Origin of the sequence: Planctomyces sp. SH-PL62, from assembly GCF_001610895.1 — a bacterium.
Taxonomy (GTDB): Bacteria; Planctomycetota; Planctomycetia; order Isosphaerales; family Isosphaeraceae; genus Paludisphaera.
This window is the reverse complement of record NZ_CP011273.1, coordinates 2,587,629-2,603,880: the sequence shown is the minus strand read 5'-3', so window position 1 is coordinate 2,603,880 and position 16,252 is coordinate 2,587,629. Positions and strand designations below refer to the sequence as shown.

The following is a 16,252-nucleotide window of genomic DNA, read 5'->3' as shown; positions in this document are numbered from 1 at the left end:
CCGAATCAGGCGGACTCATTCGAGGGCGCGATTATCCCCCGATTCGTCGTCGAAGGCCAGCGCCGGGAGCCCGAGATGCGCCTCGACCCGCTCGACGGCCGTCGCCAGCCGGCTGAGAATCCGCATGTACAACGACCCGAGCCGGTCGCCCGCCTGCTCGGCGGCGCCCAGCAGGCCGCCGATTTCGTCGGCGTCGGGGACGGCGGGGAGGGCGAACTCCGCGATCGAGAGCCCCTTCTGGGCGTGGTCGAACGGGTACGCGAGGTCGTCGACCATCGCCCCTTTCAGCTCGTCGAGCCGGGCGTGGAGCGCGGCCCCGGCGTCGCGGATGGCCCGGTGCAGCTTCTCGTTCTTCTCGTTCCCCTGGAAGTCGGACAGGACGGCCAGCATCACGCCCCGGGCCTGGATGGCGGAGTTGAGGGCCGGCCAGACCCGGCCCGCCAGCGTCGAGGCGATCGGCAGGAGGGTGCGGGCCTCGTCGCGGAGCGCCTCGCCGCCGTCGAGGGCCGCCGCCACGTCGTCGCGGTCGAGCACGCCGAGCGCCGCGGCCGTCCGCCGGCCGCAGAGGGCGTCGAACTCGTCGAGGGCCGGCGAACGCTCCTCGCCCCCCAGGTCGACCTCGCCGAGGATCGAGCGGGCGGAGTCGACCGTGGCGGCCTTCAGCCCGAAGGCGTCGGGCCTGATGCGGTAGCCTGCGGTGAGGAGCAACACCGCCGCCTCCGCCTGGATGCGACGGCCGAGGTCCTCCCCTTCCGGCTCCAGCAGGGCGTCGTGCTCGGCCCTCGCCGCCGCCTGCTCGCCTCGAAGACGCTCCAACTCCCCGCGCGCCGCGTCGAGGTCGTCGGCGGCCGTCGGGGGCTCGGCGGGGAGCGGCACGACCCGGTGGAAGCTGGGGGTCCCGGCGTAGACCCGCTTGAGGGCCTTGTACCCCGCCTGGAGGTTCTCGGTCTTGCGCACGATCTCGCGGTACGGCTGGAGCTTCTCGGGCTCGACCGGCTCGCCCAGCAGGCCCTGGTAGTGCTCGGCGGTCGCCTCGCGCGAGAGGGCGTCGAAGTCGCGGAAGAAGGCCGTCGCCGGCCCTTCCATGTGGAACACGCCGGGGGCGTCGAGCCGCTGGACGGCCGCGATCCGGTCCTTGTCGGCGGGGTGGGTGTCGAAGACGCCGGTCCGCTCCGAGGCGAGCGCCTCGTCGATCGAGAGGACCGCGGCCTCCGGGATCTGGGGGATGTTGGCCTCGATCAGCCGGGGCAGGTCGTCCGGGAGCCTCCCCTCCTTCCAGCACATCGAGAGGTCGCCCATCGCCCCGCCGTGCGCCATGCCGGCGAGCCGGAGCCGCCGCGTCGCGCCCACCGAGGTCGTCGAGCCGGCCAGGAACGCCTCGCAGCGGTCGGCGTCGAACTCCATCTGCCGGGCCATCGTGCAGCTCACCGCGTGGCCCGCGTACATCAGGACCCACAGGATCCGCCGCGAGGCCCAGACCAGGAGCCGGGCGATGTTCGCCAGGATGATCGAATAGATGTTCCCCGAGCTCGACCACTCGTTGAGGCCCTCGTCCCAGGCGTCGCGCTCGTAGACCACCCGCGCGAACCAGGCGTTGACCGATCGGATGACGTAGGTCAGCTTCATCCCGGCCGACTGGGCGAAGTGGCCGAACTCGTGGGCCAGCACGCCGGCGAACTGGTCGGCCTCGAACACCGACACCAGCGGCAGGCCGATCGTCAGCACCAGCCGCCTGCGCATCAGCGAGAACAGGCCGGATTCCGGCCCGGCCGAGGCGTTGACCTCGCAGTCGACGTCGATCCGCACCGGCTTCGGGGCGCCCACCGACTTGCACACGCCGTCCACCAGCGCGAAGAGCGCCGGCTCCTCCTCCCGCGTGACCGACCGCTTGGCGGGCGGCCGCGCACGGCGGGCGAACAGCGGTTTCGCCAGGAAGAAGAGGACCGTCCCCAGCACGACCAGGGGGCCGAAGTAGCCCAGCACGGCCGCCTTGCCGCGCGCGTTCTGGAAGATGACGTGGTTGTGGGTGGCGTGCCAGTACATGACGTAGCCGACCGCCCCCACGATCGCCACGTAGATCAACGGGAGCGCCACCATGACGCAGGCCACGACCAGCGTCCAGAGCCGATACGCCGTCGGCAGCCGCTTGGCCGGGATCGCCCCCCGGAACGCCGCGCGGACCTCCTCGGGCGTGAACCCGCCGTCCCCCTCGGCCAGGGTCGCCGTCGCCGTGGTGATCGTGGCGGCGACGCCGTCTGACGCGCCCGGACGAACCTCTTCCCCATCGCCCATCGAAGGCCCCCCTCTCGGCCCGAGACGTCCGCGACGCCGTCTCCCCGACGCTGTCCCACGTCTCGAATCGGCATGTTAACGATCGACCGCTCCCACCTCAATATGGCATGCCCTCATGTCGCCGAGAAGTTTCACGAGTCCGAAATCGCGTCCCCGGCGCCCCCTCTCCTCGGCCGGATGATTCTTATACGATGGGGCGTCCCCGCGCGTCCGGGCGCGGGCCTGTCGCGACATCCTGGGGGGCGTCCATGTCCTTGATCGAGCATCCATACCACGGCGGCGGGCGGCGGGCGGCGGGCTGGCTGGCGGCGCTGGGGCTGGTCCTCGCGACGGCCGCGACCAGGGCCGACGAGCCGACGATGACGGCCGAGATCGACCTCCGCGACCTGCCGAAGCGGATCGTCCGCGCGACGATCGACGTGCCGTGCAAGCCGGGCGCGGAGCTGGCGCTGTGGCATCCCAAGTGGATCCCCGGCACGCACGCCCCCTGCGGGGCGAACGAGGACGTCGCGGGCCTCCGTATCGCCACGCCCGACGGCGCGGCCGTCCCCTGGCGTCGCGACGACCTGGAGCTTTATCGGATCGTCTGCCAGGTTCCCGAGGGGGTCTCCCGCGTCCGCGTCTCGCTGGACACGATCTGCAACGAGGCGACCGTCGAGGCCAGCGGCCACCTGACGTTCGGCAACGCCAAGGTCGGCGTCGTCAACTGGTCGACCTGCATCCTCTACCCCGAAGGACCCACCGCCGCCGAGACGATCGTCGCGTCGTCGATCCGGCTCCCGGCCGGCTGGAAATACGCCACGGCGCTGAAGACGAAGGGGAGCGAGGACGGCCTGATCCGCTTCGAGCCCGTCTCGCTCGTCGACCTGATCGACTCCCCGCTGATCGGCGGCGAGCACCTCAAGTCGACGAAGCTCGACACCGGGCCGTACCCGCCGGCCACGTTCCACGTCGCGTCCGAGAACCCCGAGGCGATGGAGCTGTCGCCCGAGACGATCGCCAGGTACAGCCGCGTGGTCCGCGAGGCCGGCGCGATGTTCGGGTCGTTCCATTACGACGACTTCCAGTTCCTGACGACCCTCAGCGACGACCTCGGCTATCTGGGCCTGGAGCACCTGTCTTCCAGCATCAACGGCGTCCGGGAGCGAGACCTGATCGACGACGCCCGCCGCGTCGGCTGGGTCGCGAACCTGCTCCCGCACGAGTACGCCCATTCCTGGTGCGGCAAGTATCGGCGCCCGGCCGCGATGGCGACCGACAGCTTCCATCAACCGATGGCCACGCGTCTGCTCTGGGTCTACGAGGGCCTGACCCAGTACCTCGGCGAAGTCTTGATGGTCCGCGCGGGCCTGGTCAGCCCCGACGACTACCGCAAGACGCTCACGCAGACGATCGAGAACCTGATGTTCCAGTCCGGCCGGAGCTGGCGTCCGCTGGACGACACGGCCGTCGCCTCGACGTTCCTGCGCTCCCCCAGCCCCAACTGGAACGCCCTCCGGCGCAGCCAGGACTACTACCAGGAGGGGGGCCTCCTCTGGATGGAGATCGACGCCCTGATCCGCGAGAAGACCGCCGGCGCGAAGTCGCTCGACGACTTCTGCAAGGCGTTCCTCGGCGGCCCGACGAAGCCCGAGAAGGTCGACCCGTACACATTCGAGGACGTCGTCGCATGCCTGGACGGCGTCGTCGAGCATGACTGGAAGACGCTCCTGCTGGACCGCGTGTCGAAGCCGCTCGACGCGCTCCCGATCGATTTCGTGGCCAAGCTGGGCTACCGGATCGAGTACGGCGCGGGGCCGCCGGCGACCTCGCCGGGGCGTCGCGCGGCGCCCGCGGGACCGTTCGCGAAGCACTCGCTCGGCCTCGTGGTCGTCAACGGAGGCGAGATCGCCGAGGTCGTGATCGGCTCGATCGCCGACAAGGCGGGGCTCGCCAAGGGCGACAAGATCGTCGGGATCAACGACCGCCTCTTCAGCGCCGAGGCCCTCCGCGACGCGCTGACGGCGAGCGTGGAGCGCGGCAAGGTGGACCTGCTGCTGGCCGACGGCGACCGCCTCAAGCCGTTGTCGCTGGCCTACCGCGACGGCGTGAAGAACCTCGCGCTGGTCCGCGACGAGTCCAGGCCCGACGTCCTGGGCGAGATCCTCAAGCCCCGCGACAAGAGCGCCGAGGTCAAGCCGGAAGCGGCGCCCGCCGAGGCGGCCAAGGCCGCCGCGAGCGGCGCGGAACATCCCAGGGGCTACGTCGCCTACCGCGCGCCTCGGCCGATCGTCGTCGACGGCAAGCTCGACGACGAGGCGTGGACGGCCGCCCCCTGGACCGACGCGTTCGTCGACATCGAGGGGGACCGCAAGCCCCGCCCCCGGTTCGAGACCCGCGCCAAGATGCTCTGGGACGACGAGTTCTTCTACGTCGCCGCCAGGCTGGAGGAGCCCCACGTCTGGGGGACTCTGACCGAGCACGACGCGGTCATCTTCCAGGACGACGACTTCGAGGTCTTCATCGACCCCGACGGCGACAACCACGAGTACTACGAGTTCGAGATCAACGCCCTGAACACCGGCTGGGACCTGTTCCTGCCCAAACCCTACCGCGACGGCGGCCCGGCCGACAACTCCTGGGAGATCCCCGGCCTTCGCAAAGGGGTGGCGATCCAGGGGACCCTCAACGCCCCCGGCGACGTCGACGAGTCGTGGACGGTCGAGCTGGCCTTCCCCTGGAAGGTCCTCGCCGAGCGGGCCAACCGCCCCGCGCCCCCGGCCGACGGCGACCAGTGGCGGGTGAACTTCTCGCGCGTCGAGTGGCTCCACGAGGTCGTCGACGGCCGATATCGGAAGGTGCCGAAGACCCCCGAGGACAACTGGGTCTGGTCGCCGCAGGGGGTGGTCGACATGCACCGGCCCGAGACCTGGGGCTACGTCCAGTTCTCGAAGGCGGAGCCCGGCGGCGAGCCCGTCGCCTTCCGCCCGGACCCCGCCGAGCCGGTCCGTCGTCGGCTCATGCAGGTCTACCACGCCCAGGGGGCGTACCGGCGGAACAACGGCCGATACGCCGACCGCCTCGACCCGCTGGACCTCCCCGCCGCGCCCGCCGGGGTCCCCGACGTCGCCCTTGCGGGGACGCCGGAGGGCTACGAGGCCGCGATCACCTTCACGCCCGAGGGGGGCGCCCCCCAGACCTGGACGGTGCGGCAGGACTCGCGGATCGCGCGGAGGCCGTGAGGCGGCCCGCGGTCACGGCTGGCCGCTGAGGCTCTGGAGCTCGACCATGTCGCGATAGGGGCCGGCGGCGGCCATGAGGTCGTCATGGGCGCCGGCCTCGACGACGACGCCGTTCTCCATCACGAGGATGCGGTCGGCGCTCTTGATGGTGCTGAGGCGGTGGGCGATGACGAACGAGGTCCGGCCCTTGAGGAGCTGGCCCAGGCTCTGCTGGATCAGGCGTTCGCTCTCGCTGTCGAGGTTGCTGGTGGCCTCGTCGAGGATGAAGATGCGGGGGTCGGTGAGGATCGCCCGGGCGATCGCCAGCCGCTGGCGCTGGCCGCCGCTGAGCAGGACGCCGCGCTCGCCGATGAAGGTGTCGTAGCCGTCCGGGAGGCGTTCGATGAACTCGGCGGCGTTGGCGGCCTCGGCGGCCTCCATGATCTGCGCCAGCGAGGCCGAACGGTCGCCGTAGCTGATGTTCTCGGCGATGGTGCCGTCGAACAGGAAGACGTCCTGCTCGACCACGCCCAGGAGCCGTCGGTAGCTCTCGACGTCGTACTCCGGCAGCGGCACGCCGTCGAGCCGGACCACGCCGGAGGTCGGGTCGTAGAACCGCGCGACGAGGTTGCACAGGGTCGTCTTGCCCGACCCGCTCCGGCCCACCAGCGCGATCGTCTCCCCCGGCTTGACGTCCAGGTTCACCTGGCTCAGGACCATCCGGTCCGATCCGGGGTAGGAGAACGAGACGTCTTGCAAGGTGATCCGGCCGGCGATCCGGCCCTTCACGACCTTGCGCTCGCCGGGCTGGTCGGTCATCTCGCGGGGTTCCGCCAGGATGTCGAGCACCCGGTCGAAGCCCGAGAGCTGGTTCTGGAACAGGGTGACGCTCGTCGCCAGGACGGCCATCGGTTCCAGAAGCATCGTCAGGTAGACCAGGAACATCATCATGTCGCCCAGCGAGAGCCGGCCCGAGAGGACCTGCGACCCGCCGTAGTAGAGCAGGACGACCGAGCCCAGCGGCACCAGCAGCTCCCAGGTCACCTCGGCGACCCGCGAGATCCACCAGGCGAAGAGCTCCAGGCGGACCATCACGTGGCTCTCGATCGTGTACCGGATCGACTCGCTCCGCTGCCTCCCGAACGCGCGGACGATCCGCATGCCGCCGAACACCTCGGTCGCCGCGGCGTCCATCTGCTGGCGCTTCTTGCGGATCTCGCGGTAGGTCGGCCGGATGGTGCGGTTCCAGAAGCGGTCGGCGAGGTAGAAGCCCGGCAGCAGCGGGAGCGCGCCGGCCAGAAGCCGCCAGTCGACCCAGGCCAGCACGATCAGCCCGCCGGCGAACTGGATGACGGCCCGCCAGGGGTTGAAGACCATGCTGAACAGCAGTTCGCCGATCGCCCCGGCGTCCTCGCGAAGCAGGCTCGACGCCCCGCCCGACTTCAGCGCGTAGACCCGGTGCAGCGGCAGCCTCATGGCGTGGTCGTAGACCGTGCGGCGGACGTCGACCTGGACCCGCTTGCTGACCCTGGTGGCGATCCAGCGGGCCCAGACGTTGGCGAACGTCCCCAGCAACGTCACCGCGGCCACGGCCACGACCAGGATGCGGAGCAGGGCCTGGGGCGATTCCGGCAGGGGCGCCGGCGACCACCGCAGGATCGACGCCGGGATCGGGTGGCCCAGCAGGACGTAGTCGATCGCGAACTTGGTCGCCGCCGGGGGGACCAGCTTCAGGAACGTCGCCAACGACAGCGTCAACAGCGCCGTCGCGAACGTCGCGCGTCGGCCTTTGAGCAGCCCGTACAGCTCGCGATAGAGTTCCAGCAGTGGTCGGTGCCGCAGGGCCGGGTGATTCCGGTTCCGATCGTCGAGCGGAGCCTCCTCGGGCCGTCGCTTGAGGGCTTCTCGCTGGGCGCGGAGGAACGACCGGAATCCTATACGGCTGCCGGGCCAATGGTGATGGGACAACTTCGGGGGGATCCTTAACCGAGATCGAGCCGACGCGACCTGCCGATCCCGGCATGGCCTCGGGACAATTCTAGCCGCACTGTTCGACTTCGCACGATTGTATTGTAGGATCCGAAGGGTCGTCTATGAGGGGGTAATGAAAAAAACGGGTTTGATCGGGATTTTCGGGCTGGCGACCCTGGCGGCCTCGTCCCTGCTGTTCGCCATCCAGCCGATGGTGGGCAAGATGTCGCTGCCGGCGTTCGGCGGGACGCCGGGGGTCTGGAATGCATGCCTGTTGTTCTTCCAGGCGGTGCTCCTGGCCGGCTACGCCTATGCGCACGCCACCTCCGCCCGGCTGGGGCTGCGGGGCCAGGCGGCGCTGCACGGCCTGCTGTCGATCGCGGCCCTCGCCGTCCTGCCGATCCGGCCGCCCGCCGATCCGGCCTCGACGGCCGCCGGCGTCGGGCCGGGGCTCTGGCTGTTCGCGAGCCTGGCCGTCACGGCCGGGCCGCCGCTGCTCCTGATCGCGGCGACCTCCCCCCTGCTCCAGCGCTGGTACTTCCTGGCCGGGGGGGGCGGGAGCGATCGGCCGGCCCGCGATCCCTTCTTCCTCTACGCCGCGAGCTGCGCCGGGAATCTGGCGGCGCTGGCGGCGTACCCCCTCCTGATCGAGCCCCGTTCGACGCTCGCCTGGCAGTCGCGGGCCTGGGCGGTCGGCTTCGCCGCGTCGTCGGCGTTGACGCTGCTCTGCGCCGCGGCGGCCTGGCGAGGGCCGGGCTCGGGCGCGATCCGGGAGGAAGCGGCGGCCGGCGACGCCCCGGTCGCCCCCGGCGACGCCCCGGTCGCCCCCGGCGACGCCCTCCGCTGGGTCTGGCTGGCGGCGCTCCCCTCGCTCTGGCTCCTGGGGCTGACGACCCACCTGACGACCGACCTGGCCCCGATGCCCCTGCTCTGGACGATCCCGCTGGGGGTGTACCTGATCACCTACATCCTGGCCTTCGCGGGCGTCGGCGGGCGCTGGGTGCGGGGGCTGGCCCCGGCGTTCCCCTGGCTGGCGGCGGCGCTGGCGATGGTGCTGGCCGCGGGGTTCGTGCACCTATCCTGGGCCCCACTGCACCTGGCCACCTTCTTCGTCGGGGCCCTGATCTGTCACCATCGGCTGGCGGAGTCGCGGCCGTCGGCCCGGCGATTGACCTCGTTCTACCTGGCGATCGGCGCGGGCGGGGTGCTGGGGAGCCTCTGCTGCGCGATCCTGGCGCCCTTGGTGTTCGACCGGATGGTCGAGTATCCGGCGGCGGTCTTCCTCGCCTGCCTGGCGTTCGCGGCGGGCGCGCGACCGCGAGGGGCTAAGGAGTTTGCGCGCGAGGCGGCGATCCCGGCGGCGGTCCTGGGGACGGCCTGGCTGCTGCTGACCCGGCCGGGCCTGGGCGATTCCACCCCCGGGGCGCTCGCGCTGGTGCTGGCGACGGGGCTGGGCGTGCTGGCGGTCTGGAAGGCCCGCCCGCGCCCCTTGCGGTTCGCGCTGACGATCGGGGCCGTGCTGCTGGCCGGGGGGCTCGCGCCCGACCGGGGGGCGAGGTGATCCTCCGTGGGCGGAACTTCTTCGGGGCGTTCCGGGTCCTGGAAGACGCCGGGACGCACTCCCGACGCCTGATGCACGGCAGCACCTTGCACGGCCAGCAGAGCCTCGACCCGACGCTCCGCCGCGAGCCCACGACCTACTTCACCCGCTCGGGGCCGATCGGCGGCCTGTTCGCCGCGAAGGGGGCCGAACTGGGGAGGCCCGGGACGAGGGTGGCCGTCGTGGGGTTGGGGACGGGGACCCTGGCCTGCTACGCCCAGGCGCGCCAGGCGTGGACGTTCCACGAAATCGACCCCGCCGTCGTCCGGGTCGCCGAGGACGAATCCCTCTTCACCTACCTGGCCGACGCCCGCCGAGGCGGCGCCGAGGTCGCGATCGTCGAGGGGGACGCCCGCCTCCGACTGGCCGACGCGCCGGACGGCGGCTTCGCCCTGATCGTCCTGGACGCCTTCAGCTCGGACGCCGTCCCCGTCCACCTCCTCTCCCGCGAGGCGATCGCCCTTTACCGCCGCAAGCTCGGTCCCGGCGGCCTCCTGGCGTTCAACATCACCAACCGCTACCTCGACCTCGACCCCCTGATGGCCCGGCAAGCCCGAGACGCCGGCCTCGCCTGCCGGGTCCGGTACGACCTGGACGTCCCCCCCGAAGCCCGCGTCGGCGGCTGGCAACCCTCCATCTGGGCGGTCATGGCCGGGAACGAGGCCGACCTGGCCCCCCTCGCCGACGGCTGGCATCCCCCCGGCGCCCGCCCCGGCGCCTCCCCCTGGACGGACGACTATTCCGACCTCGCCTCCTACCTGATCCTCGGCCGTCGCCGCCCCCCGCCGGACGTGCCCGAGAAATCGGCTTCGCTCGCCGCCCCCTGAAAACGAAGCCGTCGGCTGTAAGGCTTTTTGGTGTCTGTTTTTGCGTCTTGTTTTCGGGGTCCGTGATTGGGTTCGTTCGGCGCTTTCGACATCGAAGGTCACGGTGCCGGCGGAGTTTTGCGAGTCGGAACGCCGAGGCGCGCGGGGAATCCCCCACCTTGATCATGGAACAGCCTGCGCGGTTTCGGCGTCGGAGTCGGATCAGAAGTAGATCTGGCCGCGGATCCAGAACAGGTCGCTGTTCTTCTGGAACTTGCCCGGGGCGTACAGGACGGGCTGGCCGAACTCGGCGTGCTGCCAGTCGAGGTAGATCTTGACGTACTCGTTCAGATACCAGTTGAGGCCGAGGTCGACGGTCTGGGCCCGGTTGGTCCAGAGGTTGGGGTCTGCGAAGCCCTGGGTGAAGACTTCCTCGCCCATCGTCAGGACGCTGTATCGGGTTTCGAGCTCGAACGCGCCGAGGCCGAACGACTTGCGACGGAGGTCGAACGGCTTCTTGGGCCGGACCTGGGAGCGTCGGTTCACCTCCTCGCCGGTGAGGAAGTAGCCGCCGGCGACGTAGAAGCCGCCGAGGGGGACGCGGCCGGGGCGGGCGCCGGTGCGGTTGGCGACGGCGTAGCTGGCGAAGCCCGACTGCCATTCGCCGATCAGGCTGAGGCTCTTGTAGAAGTACGCGAGGTGGGCGCCCCAGAGCGCCCGGTCGCCGCGCTCGACGACGTTGGGGTTCCACTCGAAGAACGAGGGGGCGGCGTTGAAGGCCCCCGGGTTGTTCGTGCCGCCGACCGACGTCCGCATCGCCATGGGATAAAGCGGGTTGTTCTGGTTGCCGAAGGCGACCGAGCCGCCGACGTTGAAGTACTTCAGGGCGGGGAGGTCGGGGTTCTCCTGGAACGGGCGGTAGTTGGCGTAGGCGATGACGTCCTTGGCGGCGTTGAAGTCGAGCTGCTGGTTGCGCGGGCCGTCGAACAGGCCGACGGCGTAGTCCAGCCGCTTGGCGAAGAGCTGGCCCCAGGCCTGGGCGCCCGCGCCTCGGTTCAGGCCGAAGTTGGCACCGAAGACCGAGCGCTCGGGCTGGAGCAGGTCGGCGTTGGAGATCGCGTAGTACTCGTAGAGGTAGGGGACCTTGAAGCGGCCGAACTTGACCATCAGCCGGTCGTCGTAGTGGAAGTTCACGAAGGCGTTCAGGAGGTTCACGGTCCCGTAGGACGACTCCAGCGAGGCGTCGTACTCGATCGGCTTGGAGAGCCGGCCGGCGATGATGAACCGCTGGCGGGGGACGTCGAACCCCCCCGCGGCGGTCTGGTCGGTCTGGGTGTAGAACCGCCCCTCGACCTGGGTCTGGTTGTGGATCTGGAACTGGTATTCTTCGTTTTCGGTCTCGAATTCCACGCCGGGGCCGAAGTTGACCCGGAACGGGATCCGGGTCACGCCGCCGGGGGTCCGGGGGTTGACGAGCTGCGCGGGGTTGTCGCGGGCGCCGGCCCCCCCCTCGTCCGATCGGCTGCTCCGCGGCGGCTGGTCGCCCGCCGTCCCGCCCAGGTCGATCGTCCCCCCCGCCGGGCCTTCCGCCGGATTGTCGCGGGCGCCGGCCCCCCCCTCGTCCGAGACGTCGCTGCGCGGGGGTTGCTCCTGCGCCGTCCGCACCACCGCCTGGTCGAGCTGCTTGTTCAGCGATCGGAGCTGCTCATCGACCTGGCCGTACTTCTCGCTCACCTCGCCCAGGCGCTCCATGAGCAGGCGGTTCTGCTCCAGCAGGGCCCGGTTGGCGTCCTCCAGCGAGCGGAGGCGATCCTCGACGCTGGGGCTCTGCCCGTACGCCGACGCGACCCCCAGGACCCCCAGGACGAGCGCCCAGCCGAGCCGCCGAATCCCTCGCCGTTCGCCCGCGTACGATCTACGCATCTTCGATCCGCCACTTCCCGACGGGAATCCGAGCCGCCCGACAGCCCTCCACAGTCTCCCTTATCGGCGCGCGATTCCGGCGGATGAAACGATTTGCATGAAGTTTCCGATTATGCGGCCCGCCTGGTGCGTGAGGCCCGCGAATCCCGGCCGCGCGGGATCGGTCTGGATCGGGAGCGGGCCGGAGGAACGAAGTAGCCCTGGGCCGGCGGAAGATGTAGGATGAATCCTCCTTGAACAGATGTTGGATCGCGAAAGCCCCGCCGCACGGTCGCTCCGACCGGCCGCCTCTCTCCGGTTTTCGCGGTCGCGATGCGATCGTCTGGAACCTCCCCGGAGATCGAAGCCGCATGGGTGACGTTTCGAGGATCTGGGCGGGTCGAGTCCTGGCCCTGGGGATCGCGGCGGCGCTGGCGTCGATCGGCGCCACGGCGCGCGCAGGCGAAGGAGACGCGACGGACCTGCGCGCGGAGGCTGAGCGAGTCCGGCTCTTCGAGCAGGAGGTCCGGCCGCTCCTGATCGCGAAGTGCCAGTCCTGCCACGGGGCCGAGAAGCAGAAGGGGGGCCTGCGGCTGGATTCGCGGGAAGCCCTGCTGCGCGGCGGCGAGACCGGCGCGGTGGTGGAGCCGGGGAAGCCGGCCGAGAGCCCGCTGGTCGAGGCGGTGCGGTATGAGGGGCTGGAGATGCCCCCCTCGGGCCGCCTCGAAGACGCCGAGGTCGCCGCGCTGGTGCGATGGGTCGAGGCCGGCGCCTTCTGGCCCGGCGGCGAGGCCGAGTCGACGGCCGAGGCCCCCCGCCCCGCCGTCGAGAAGGCCGACGCCTCGTTCTGGTCGTTCCAGCCCTTGCAGGATGTCGCCCCTCCCGATCCGGGCGCCGTCGCCGGTTCCCCCTGGGAGGGCTGGGCGCGGAACCCGATCGACGGGTTCGTCCTCAAGGGGCTGCTCGACGCCGGGCTGACCCCCGCGCCCGAGGCGGGCAAAACCGCCCTGATCCGTCGCCTGACGTTCGACCTGCACGGCCTGCCGCCGACGCCCGAGGAGGTCGACGCGTTCCTCGCCGACGAGGCCGACGACGCTTTCGAGCAACTGGTCGACCGCCTGCTGGCCTCGCCGCGATACGGCGAGCGCTGGGGCCGACACTGGCTGGACGTGGTCCGCTACGCCGAGTCCGACGGCCACAACGCCGACAGCTACCGCCCCGACGCCTACCGCTATCGCGACTACGTCGTCCGCTCGTTCGACGAGGACAAGCCGTACGATCGCTTCCTGGCCGAGCAGCTCGCCGGCGACGAGCTGGCGCCCGGCGATCCCGACGCCGCGATCGCCACCGGCTTCCTCCGGCTCGGCCCTTACGAGAACAACCAGCGGAACGTCCGCGGCCAGTGGTCCGACATCCTCAACGAGATCACCGACGTCGTGGGCGAGGCGTTCCTGGGCCTGAGCGTGGGCTGCGCCCGCTGCCACGACCACAAGTTCGACCCGATCGCCCAGGCCGACTACTACCGCCTCCAGGCCTTCTTCACGCCGATCCTGCCGATCGACGACCTGCCGCTGGCGACCCCGGCCCGGACGGCCGAGCACGACGCGAAGCTCGCCGCCTGGGAGCGGGCGACTGCCGACGTCCGCGCGAAGCTCGCGGGGGTGGAGAAGCCGGCCCGCGACAGGCTCGAGCGCGACATCGTCGCCAAGTTCACGCCCGACCTCCAGGCGATGCTCTTCCGGCCCGACGCCGAGATGTCTCCCTACGACCGCCAGATCAAGGCGCTCGCGTACCGCCAGGTGGCCCTGGAGCACACGAGGGTGACCGAGGCCACGATCGCCCCGGGCGACCGCCCGCGCTGGAAGGAGCTGACGGCCGAGCTGAAGACGTTCGACGCGATCAAGCCCGCGCCCCTGCCCGTGGCTCTGGGCGTGCGGGACGTGGGGGCCGAGGCCCCGCCGACCGCGATCCCGGGGGGTCGCAAGGCGCCGACCCCGGTGGAGCCGGGCTTCCCGTCCGTGCTCGACCCGTCGCCGGCGGCGATCCCGCCCGTCGCCGTCGCGCCGGATTCGACCGGCAGGCGGCTGGCGCTGGCGGCGTGGATGAACCGGCCGGACAACCCGCTGACGACTCGGGTGGTCGTGAATCGGGCCTGGCAGGACCACTTCGGCCGGGGCCTGGTGGCGACCTCGAACGACTTCGGCAAGCTCGGCGAGGCCCCGTCGCACCCCGAACTGCTGGACTGGCTGGCCCGCCGGTTCGTCGCCGACGGCCGCCGGTTCAAGGCCCTGAACCGGCTGATCGTCACGTCGGCCGCATACCGACAGTCGACCTTCCGGCCCGAGAGCGAGGTCGAGGAGGCCCGGCTGATCGACCCGGCCGACCGCCTGCTCTGGAAACGCCCCGTGATGCGGCTGGAGGCCGAGGAGATCCGCGACGCCATGCTCGCCGTCTCCGGCGAGCTGGCCCCCGCGCGCGGCGGCCCGGCCGTCGACGCGACGACCCCCCGGCGCTCGATCGACTGCAAGGTGGTCCGCAACCGCCGCGACCCGATCCTCGACGCCTTCGACGCGCCCGACGGCTTCAACAGCACGGGCCTCCGCAACACGACCACGACCGTCACCCAGACGCTCCAGATGATCAACGGCCCCTGGACCCTCGCCCGCGCGAAGGCCTTCGCCGCCCGGCTCGATCGCCTCACCGCCGACGTGAAGGAACAGGGGGAGGCCCGCGACAGCGCCCGGATCGCCCTGGCCTACCGCCTGACCGCCGGTCGCGATCCCGACGACGACGAGAAGGCCGCCGGCCTGGCGTTCCTCGACCGCCCCGACGAGGCCGAGGCGCTCGTCGATTACTGCCACGTCCTCCTGAATTCCAGCGAGTTTCTGTATGTGGATTGAGGCGGGGCCCCGCGGCTCCCGTCCATCGTCATCGAGCGCCAAGGAGGCGGAACCATCATGACCCCTCGCGATCCGAGCCCGATCGTCCCGCACAGCACGACGCCCCATTCGCGTCGGGAATGGCTGCTCAAGGCCGCCGGCGGGTTCGGCTCGCTGCCGCTGCTGGATCTGCTCTCGCGCGAGGCGGGCGCGGGCGCGGCGAACGTCGCGATCCCCGGCGCGCCCGCGAACGCCCCCTGGACGCACGCGCCGAGGGCGAAGAGCGTCATCTTCCTGTTCATGGAAGGGGGGCCGAGCCAGATCGACCTGTTCGATCCCAAGCCGCTCCTGAACGAGCTGGCCGGCAAGCCGATCCCCGCCAGCTTCAAGCCGGTCATCACGCCGATGGGCGAGTTCTACTCGCCGATCCTCCCCTCGAAGCGGAAGTGGGGCCGCCACGGCGAGAGCGGCGCGTGGGTCTCCGACTGGCTGCCGCACACGGCGGAATGCGTCGACGACCTGGCGATCATCCGGTCGTGCTGGGCCGACGGCCTCAACCACGTCAACGGCGTCTGCCAGATGAACACCGGGTCGACCCGGAGCGGCCGGCCCTCGCTGGGGAGCTGGGTGAGCTACGGCCTGGGGACCGAGAACCAGGACCTCCCCGCGTTCGTCGTCCTCCAGGACTATCCCAAGTCGCTCGTCGCCGGCGGCCCCCGCAACTGGGGCACCGGCTTCATGCCCGCGCTCCATCAGGGGACCCGGATCGACGGCGGCGACGAGCCGATCGCCCACCTCCGCCCCCCGGCCTCGATCGGCGACGACCGCCAGCGCGCCAAGCTCGGCCTCCTGGAGCGGCTCAACCGTCGCCACCTCGACGACCGTCGCGATCAGACCGAGCTGGACGCCCGCATCAAGAGCTATGAACTCGCCTTCCGCATGCAGGCCGAGGCGCCCGAGGCCGTCGACCTTGCGCGCGAGACGGCCGAGACCCTGGCGCTCTACGGCGTGGACGACCCCGTGACCGAGAGCATGGGCCGCAACTGCCTGCTCGCCCGCCGCCTCGTCGAGCGCGGGGTGCGGTTCGTGCAGCTCTATTGCGGCGCGGGCTCCAAGTGGGATTCGCACCAGGACCTCGAAGGGAACCACGGCCGCTGCTGCCGCTCCAGCGACAAGCCCGTCGCCGGCCTGCTCAAGGACCTCAAGCGCCGGGGGCTGCTCGACGAGACCCTGGTCGTCTGGGGAGGCGAATTCGGCCGCACGCCGATGTCCGAGAAGGGGGACGGCCGCGACCACAACGCCAACGGCTTCACCATGTGGATGGCCGGCGGCGGGATCAAGCCCGGCCTCACCCTGGGCCGGACCGACGAGGCCGGACTCCACGCGATCGAGGACCGGCTCCACGTCCACGACCTCCACGCCACGATCCTCCACTGCCTCGGCGCCGACCACACGAAGCTGATCTACCGCCACCAGGGCCGCCCCGAACGCCCCACCGTCAACGAGGGCCAGGTCTGCATGAAACTCCTGGCCTGAGCGCCGCGGCCGATCGGCCTTGACGGGGGCGGCCGCGCCGGCAAAGATCCGCGCGGCATGAAGTCG

At 71.1% G+C, this 16,252-nt stretch carries 8 protein-coding genes; 5 read left to right on the top strand and 3 right to left on the bottom strand.

What is annotated here, in order from left to right; genetic code table 11:
• Positions 1 to 15: 15 nt before the first annotated feature.
• Positions 16 to 2,292 (bottom strand): M48 family metallopeptidase, encoded by a 2,277-nt coding sequence (locus tag VT85_RS10040; RefSeq protein WP_068414149.1) that lies wholly within the window; start codon positions 2,290 to 2,292, stop codon positions 16 to 18.
• Positions 2,293 to 2,546: 254 nt separating this feature from the next.
• Here VT85_RS10040 and VT85_RS10035 point away from each other — a divergent pair, with 254 nt between their 5' ends.
• Positions 2,547 to 5,513, top strand: a complete 2,967-nt coding sequence (locus VT85_RS10035; protein ID WP_156512782.1) for a sugar-binding protein — start codon at positions 2,547 to 2,549, stop codon at positions 5,511 to 5,513.
• Between the two features lie 12 nt (positions 5,514 to 5,525).
• Here VT85_RS10035 and VT85_RS10030 read toward each other — a convergent pair whose 3' ends face one another.
• Complete coding sequence (locus tag VT85_RS10030) at positions 5,526 to 7,460, bottom strand: ABC transporter ATP-binding protein (RefSeq protein ID WP_068414142.1); 1,935 nt, start codon at positions 7,458 to 7,460, stop codon at positions 5,526 to 5,528.
• 151 nt (positions 7,461 to 7,611) lie between these two features.
• On the opposite strand from VT85_RS10030, the gene VT85_RS28380 reads away from it, so the two are divergent.
• Both VT85_RS28380 and VT85_RS28375 read left to right on the top strand, forming a co-directional pair.
• Positions 7,612 to 9,024 (top strand): hypothetical protein, encoded by a 1,413-nt coding sequence (locus tag VT85_RS28380; RefSeq protein WP_068414139.1) that lies wholly within the window; start codon positions 7,612 to 7,614, stop codon positions 9,022 to 9,024.
• The gene (locus VT85_RS28375) at positions 9,021 to 9,890 is read left to right on the top strand and encodes a spermidine synthase (RefSeq protein WP_068414136.1); all 870 of its coding nucleotides are present in this window, start codon (positions 9,021 to 9,023) and stop codon (positions 9,888 to 9,890) included. The genes VT85_RS28380 and VT85_RS28375 overlap by 4 nt, the downstream gene beginning before the upstream one ends.
• 201 nt (positions 9,891 to 10,091) lie before the next feature.
• On the opposite strand, the gene VT85_RS10015 is transcribed toward VT85_RS28375, so the two are convergent.
• Positions 10,092 to 11,792, bottom strand: coding sequence for a porin (locus tag VT85_RS10015; RefSeq protein WP_068414133.1), 1,701 nt, complete (start codon positions 11,790 to 11,792; stop codon positions 10,092 to 10,094).
• Between the two features lie 350 nt (positions 11,793 to 12,142).
• Between VT85_RS10015 and VT85_RS10010 the strand changes: the two genes are divergently transcribed.
• Positions 12,143 to 14,671 (top strand): PSD1 and planctomycete cytochrome C domain-containing protein, encoded by a 2,529-nt coding sequence (locus VT85_RS10010; RefSeq protein ID WP_068414130.1) that lies wholly within the window; start codon positions 12,143 to 12,145, stop codon positions 14,669 to 14,671.
• A gap of 57 nt (positions 14,672 to 14,728) precedes the next feature.
• A complete protein-coding gene (locus VT85_RS10005) occupies positions 14,729 to 16,186 on the top strand; it encodes a DUF1501 domain-containing protein (protein WP_068414127.1) in 1,458 nt (485 codons plus the stop codon).
• The last annotated feature ends 66 nt before the right edge of the window (positions 16,187 to 16,252 follow it).